We start from the raw sequence: 5,218 nt of genomic DNA, 5'->3' as shown, positions 1-5,218 counted from the left end.
GCGAAAAGCTGGGCGTGCTGGTGGTGCAGTCGCGCGAGGCGCGGAAATTCACCGCCGATGAGATTTATGCGCTGGAAGTCGTGGCCATGGTTCTGGCGGAGATGGCCGAGCTTGGCGCCTTTGTCGGCGAGGGCGCGGCTCTGTCACCGCTGCACCAGCAATCGGTTCTTTTGCGCGGTGGTCCGGCGCAGGAAGGCTCGGCCGAGGGGCATGTCTGGCTGCATGAACCTCGTGTCGTGGTCACCAATCCGATTGCCGAAGACCCCAAGCGCGAGTTGGAACGCCTGTCCGAGGCTGTGGACGAGTTGCGCGTTGGCGTCGACAAGATGCTGGAGATTTCGCAGAACGGCGACAAGGAACAACTGGAGGTTCTGGAAGCCTACCGGATGTTCGCCAATTCCAAGGGCTGGATGCGGCGGATGGAGGATGACATCGCCAGCGGCCTCAGCGCTGAGGCAGCGGTCGAGATGGAGCAATCTCAGGCTCGCGCCCGGATGGAGCAGGTCACCGACCCCTATTTGCGTGAACGGCTGGCCGATCTGGATGATCTGTCCAACCGGCTGCTGCGCATCCTGACCGGGCAGGGCAAGACCGACAGTGCCGATCTGCCGCCCGATCCGATCCTGATCGCCCGCAATATCGGCCCCGGTGATCTGCTGGAATATGGGCGGTCGCTGAAGGGTATCGTGCTTGAGGAAGGCTCGGTCGGCAGCCACGCCACCATCGTGGCCCGCGCGCTGGCGATTCCGCTGGTGGTCCATGTGGGCCGCATCACGACCGAGGCGCTGAACGGCGATCACATTCTGGTCGATGGCGATCAGGGCGTGGTGCATCTGCGCCCCGAGGAAACCGTCGTGGGCGCCTTCCGCGACAAGATCGCGATGCAGGCCAAGGCGCAGGAACGCTATGCCTCGATCCGCGAAACCCCGACGGTGACGCGGGACGGGACGCGGATTGATCTGGTGATGAATGCCGGTCTGATGGCCGATTTGCCCTCGCTGGGCAATTCCGGGGCCGAAGGCGTGGGCCTGTTCCGGACCGAGTTGCAGTTCCTGATCCGCAACCAGATGCCCAAACGATCTGAACTGGTGACGCAGTACCAGCGGGTTCTGGATGCCGCTGGGGACAAGCGGGTTGTGTTCCGCACTCTCGATATTGGGTCGGACAAGGTTCTGCCCTACATGAAACATGTCGAGGAACCCAACCCCGCGCTGGGCTGGCGCGCGATCCGCGTGGGTCTGGACAAGCGCGGCGTGATGCGGATGCAGTTGCAGGCCCTGATCCGCGCCGCCAATGGCCGTCCGCTGACGGTGATGTTCCCCTTCGTCGCCCAGTTCGAGGAGTTCCGTCAGGCGAGGTGGGAGGTCAACAAGACCATCGACCGTGAGAAACGTCTGGGCCACGCGCTGCCCGAAACGCTTGAGGTCGGCGCGATGCTGGAAACCCCGTCGCTGGCCTTTGCCCCGCAGAAATTCTTTGACGAGGTGGATTTCATATCCATCGGCGGCAACGACCTGAAACAGTTCTTCTTTGCCGCTGATCGCGAGAATGAACTGGTGCGCCGCCGCTATGACTCGCTGAATGTCAGCTTTCTGACGTTTATCGAGCGTATTGTCGAACGCTGTGAACTCTCGGACACCCCGCTCAGTTTCTGTGGCGAGGATGCGGGCCGCCCGGTCGAGGCGCTGTGCCTGGCCGCCATGGGCATCCGCACCCTGTCGATGCGTCCCGCATCCATCGGGCCGGTCAAAAGCCTGTTGCTGCGCTCGAACCTGCAGGATGTCCGCAAGATCATCTCGGATGCCCGCCATCGCGGTGAACAATCCGTGCGCCCGGCAGTGATGGAGTGGCTGCGCAATCAATCCTAGGTCGGAAATGCTGCGCTGCCGCTTTTCCGCGCTTGCTTTTTGCGCCTCATGTTTCTATCTACGCGATGTATGTTAGCGATAACATCATCTGCCTGGCGTGTTTAATCTACGCGGACGGTGGTGTTAAGCTGCTGATTGTGACTTCGAAACAAGGGGCCATGGCATGGTTTCACGCGTAATTCCGGTAGATCCGTTCGACCTCGTGCTGTTCGGGGCGACCGGCGATCTGGCACAGCGTAAAATCCTGCCGGGCCTGTATCACCGTTTCGAAGTCGGCCAAATGCCCGAGGCCGCGCGGATCATCGGTACCGCCCGTTCGGACATGGACAGCGACGCGTTCCGCGATCAACTGCGCGCCTCGATGCAGGAATTCGCGCCGGGCTTTGCTAAGGACACGCTGGAGCAATTTCTGACCCGAGTCGAATATGTGCCCGTGGACGCGCTGGGCGACGCTGGGTGGGGCGCCCTGAAGGAAACCTTGCGGGATGACGTGGTGCGCGCATTTTATCTCTCTGTTGGTCCCAGCCTGTTTTCGGGCATTGCGCAACGGTTAAACGAAAACGGGCTGGCGACGCCGGACAGTCGGATTGTGGTCGAGAAACCTTTTGGCCACGATCTGGCCTCTGCCCGGGCACTGAACCAAGGGTTGCGCGCCTGTTTCGAGGAACATCAGATTTACCGGATCGATCACTATTTGGGTAAGGAAACGGTGCAGAACCTGATGGCGCTGCGCTTTGCCAATTCCCTGTTCGAGCCGCTTTGGAACTCGACCCATGTGGACCATGTGCAGATCACTGTGGCAGAAACCGTGGGGGTCGAGGGGCGCGGAGCCTATTACGACCAGTCCGGCGCGATGCGGGACATGATCCAGAACCATCTGGTGCAGCTTTTGTGCCTGACCGCGATGGAGCCGCCTTCGAAATTCGCCCCCAATGCGGTGCGTGATGAAAAGGTCAAGGTGATCGAGGCGCTGGAACCGGTTGAGCCAAAGGACATCGCCCGTGGTCAGTACCGTACCGGTAGCGGCGGCGACGGCTATCTGGATCACGTCGGCAACCCCGCCAGCCGCACCGAAAGCTTCATCGCGCTCAAGGCGCATATCGGCAATTGGCGCTGGGCCGGGGTGCCCTTCTATCTGCGCACAGGCAAACGCCTGCGGGCGCGGGAATCCGAGATCGCCGTGTTCTTCCGCGATCCGCCCCATACGATCTTCCCGAATGTGGGTCCCCTGCACGGCAACGTGCTGGTGATCCGCCTGCAGCCGGACGAAGGCATCACTCTGCGCACCACCATCAAGGAACCGGGGCAGGGTGGCTTCCGCCTGTCCGACGTGGCGCTGGACATGAGTTTTGCCGAGGCATTGGGCGATGCCGCGCAGTCGCCCGACGCCTATGAGCGCCTGATCATGGATGTCATTCGCGGCGACCAGACCCTGTTCATGCGCGGGGACGAGGCCGAGGCCGCCTGGGCCTGGGTCGATCCCATCATTCACGGCTGGGAAGAGCGTGGCGACAAGCCCGCGAAATACGATCAGGGCAGTTCCGGGCCGGAAGAGGCATTGATGCTGATGCATCGCGACGGGCGTCGCTGGCGTCAGATCGGAGGGTAACCATGGTTCATTCAGTCATTACCGACGTCACACAACGCATCATCGACCGCAGCGCCGACCTGCGCGGCCCGCATCTGGAACGGATGGAGCAGGCCCGCTCCAAAGGCCCCGCCCGCGCGCATCTGTCCTGCAGCGGTCAGGCGCATGCCTATGCCGGGGCGGGTGAGGATCAGCAGTCGATGGCCACCGGTACGGCGGGCAATCTAGGGATTGTGACCGCCTATAACGATATGCTCTCGGCCCATCAGCCGTTTGAACGCTACCCCGCCCTGATCCGCGATGCGATCCGCGCCGCAGGCGGCACCGCGCAGGTCGCGGGCGGGGTTCCGGCCATGTGCGACGGGGTCACGCAGGGCGAGGCGGGGATGGAGCTGTCGCTGTTTTCCCGCGACGTAATCGCACTGGCGACCGGCGTGGCGCTCAGCCACAACACCTATGACGCGGCGGTGTTTCTGGGCGTCTGTGACAAGATCGTCCCCGGCCTTGTGATCGGCGCGCAGGCGTTTGGCCATCTGCCCGCTGTCTTCCTGCCCGCAGGTCCCATGACCAGCGGTCTGCCGAACGATGAAAAGGCCAAGGTCCGTCAGAAATTCGCCGCCGGAGAGATTGGCCGCGATGAGCTTATGGCCGCCGAGATGGCCGCTTATCATGGCCCCGGCACCTGCACCTTTTACGGCACCGCCAACACCAACCAGATGCTGATGGAGTTCATGGGCCTGCACCTGCCGGGCTCCAGCTTCATCAATCCGAACACGCCGCTGCGCGATGCCCTGACCGAGGAAGGCGCGCGCCGGGCTCTGTCGCTGAGTGCGCTGGGCAATCACTATACGCCGGTCTGTCAAATCCTCGATGAGCGCGCCTTTGTGAACGGGATCGTCGGGCTGATGGCCACCGGCGGCTCGACCAACTTGCTGATCCACCTGATCGCTATGGCGCGCGCCGGGGGAATTGTTCTGGATTGGGAAGATTTTTCAGAAATCTCCGCCGTGGTCCCCTTGGTCGCGCGGGTCTATCCCAACGGTCTGGCCGATGTGAACCATTTCCACGCGGCAGGAGGGTTGGGCTATTGCATCGGCACGTTGCTAGAGGACGGTTTGCTGCACCCCGACACCCTGACCGTCGCCGGGCAGGGCCTGCACCACTACACGCAAGAGCCCAGACTGATCGATGGCGAGCTGGTCTGGCAGGACGGCCCAAGCGACAGCCTGAATGACAAGATCGTCCGCCCGGCAAAGGACCCGTTCCAGCCCACTGGCGGCCTGTCGCGCCTGACCGGTAATCTGGGCACCGGGGTTATGAAGGTCTCGGCCGTGGCACCCGAACATCAGGTGGTTGAAGCCCCGGTGCGGGTCTTCCACGATCAGGACGCCGTCAAAGCCGCCTTCAAGGCCGGAGAGTTCACAGGTGACGTCATCGTTGTGGTTCGTTTTCAAGGACCAAAAGCCAATGGCATGCCCGAGTTGCACTCGCTGACGCCGATCCTGTCGATCCTGCAAGGGCGCGGGCAGAAAGTGGCCTTGGTCACCGATGGCCGTATGTCGGGTGCCTCCGGCAAGGTTCCCGCCGCGATCCATGTGGTGCCCGAGGCGCTGGATGGCGGCCCGATCGCCTGTTTGCAGGACGGGGACATCCTGCGTGTCGATGCGGTGAAAGGGGATCTGGAGATCCTGACTGAAGGCGTGCTGAACCGCGCGCCGGTGACCGCCGACCTTTCAGCCAATCAACACGGTGTCGGGCGCGA

Annotated in this window: 3 protein-coding genes; all 3 read left to right on the top strand. The window is 62.7% G+C overall.

Features of this window, described 5'->3' with window-relative positions:
* Positions 1-1,868: phosphoenolpyruvate--protein phosphotransferase (gene ptsP, locus MPJ51_RS18055; RefSeq protein ID WP_298389533.1), on the top strand; the 1,868-nt coding region annotated here is incomplete at its 5' end.
* 163 nt (positions 1,869-2,031) lie between these two features.
* Positions 2,032-3,477: a glucose-6-phosphate dehydrogenase gene (gene zwf, locus MPJ51_RS18050; RefSeq protein ID WP_298389531.1), complete on the top strand. Its 1,446-nt coding sequence runs from the start codon at positions 2,032-2,034 to the stop codon at positions 3,475-3,477.
* Between the two features lie 2 nt (positions 3,478-3,479).
* Positions 3,480-5,218, top strand: a 1,739-nt coding sequence (gene edd, locus MPJ51_RS18045; protein ID WP_298389529.1) for a phosphogluconate dehydratase, incomplete at its 3' end; no start/stop codon positions are given.

Source organism: Ruegeria sp. (assembly GCF_028066395.1).
GTDB lineage: Bacteria > Pseudomonadota > Alphaproteobacteria > Rhodobacterales > Rhodobacteraceae > Ruegeria.
The sequence above is the reverse complement of the archived record's forward strand: the minus strand, read 5'-3'. Positions and strand labels throughout refer to the sequence as shown.